This is a genomic window from Roseiarcus fermentans (assembly GCF_003315135.1).
In the GTDB taxonomy this organism is placed as follows: Bacteria; Pseudomonadota; Alphaproteobacteria; order Rhizobiales; family Beijerinckiaceae; genus Roseiarcus; species Roseiarcus fermentans.
On record NZ_QNRK01000088.1, the window covers coordinates 1 to 1472 of the forward strand.

The 1472-nt window shown below is 67.1% G+C and carries 1 protein-coding gene; it reads left to right on the top strand.

Going from position 1 to position 1472, the window contains the following annotated elements; translation table 11 throughout:
- Positions 1-87: 87 nt before the first annotated feature.
- The coding region (gene tnpC / locus DFR50_RS31120; protein WP_210209102.1) for an IS66 family transposase at positions 88-1472 on the top strand (1385 nt) is incomplete at its 3' end.

Consider the following 1472-nt stretch of genomic DNA (forward strand, 5'->3'; position numbering starts at 1 on the left):
GTCCGAATTGTCACAGGTTGGGTGCGCTCGTCGGGTGGCGGCGGATTTTGCGAGACGCGGCGGGGCGAAACGTGAGTCAAGGTGGGGATGGTTGTCCCTGCCGAGGTTCAGGCGCTGGTCGAAGCGCTTCGGAGCGAGATTTCCGCGCTTCGCGGGGAGGTCGCCGATCTGCGGGCGGAGAACGCGGCTCTGCGGGCGGAGAACGCCGAGCTTCGTCGGCGACTGGATCTGGACAGCACGACGAGTTCCAAGCCGCCCTCGAGCGACGGGTTGAAGAAGAAGCCTCGCCTGCCGGGCAGCCTGCGCGGCCGCTCGGGCAAGGCGAGCGGCGGCCAGACGGGCCACGAGGGCGGCACGTTGCGGCAGGTCGCCGATCCGGATCGCGTGGTCCGGCACGAGGCGTGCGCGTGCGGCCATTGCGGCCGGGCGCTCGATCCGAAGTCGGCCGGGGGAATCGAGAAGCGCCAGGTGTTCGATCTCGTCGAGCGCCCGCTCCTGGTCACCGAACACCAGGCCTCCATCTACCGCTGCGGCCATTGCCGCGGCGTGACCAAGGCCGCGTTTCCCGACGGCGTGGTCTCGGCCGCCCAGTATGGCGAGCGCATCAAGGCGGCGGCGGTCTACCTCAACATCCAGCAACTCATCCCCGAGGATCGGACCGCGCAGGCGCTGAGCGATCTGTTCGGCGCGCCGCTGATCTGTCCGGCCAGCGTCGTCGCCTGGGTCGGAAAGAAGGCGCAGGCGCTGCGGCAGGTCTACAGGTTCATCGGCGAGCGGGTGGCGCAGGCGAAGGTTCGCCATCTCGACGAAACCGGGTTTCGCATCGCAGGCAAGCTGCAATGGCTGCATACGACGTCGAGCCTCGCCTTCACCTTCTATCGCGCCGACGAAAAGCGCGGCGCGATCCCCGAGGATCTGCAAGGGGGCGTCGTCGTGCACGACCACTTCCTGCCCTATCGCCGGCTCGACACGGTCGATCACGCCTTCTGCAACGCTCATATCGTGCGCGAACTCCAAAGCCTGATCGAGTTCGACCACGAGCCCTGGGCCGAACTCATGCGCGACGTGCTGCTGGCGGCCCGTCTCGCGGTCGACCGGGCCCGCGAGGCCGGCGCCCGCGCAATCGCCCCCGAGGAACGGGCGGCCTTCCTCGAGCGCTTCTGGGCGGCGGTTCGGCTCGGCTTCGCTTTCCATCGCCAATTGCCGAAGCTCGCGACAAAACCCTCCCGAGGTGGGCGCATCAAGCATCGCCCGGGCTACAATCTGCTCCACAGGCTGAAGACCTTCCAAACCGAAACCCTGCGCTTCCTCACCGACTTCGACGTGCCCTTCACCAACAACCTGGCCGAGCAGGACCTCCGGATGATGAAGGTCAGAATGAAAATCTCGGGCTCGTTCCGAACCCTCGCCGGCGCTCAAATCTTCGCCAGCCTCAGATCCGTCGTCTCGACCGCGAGAAAGCACGGCTGCAA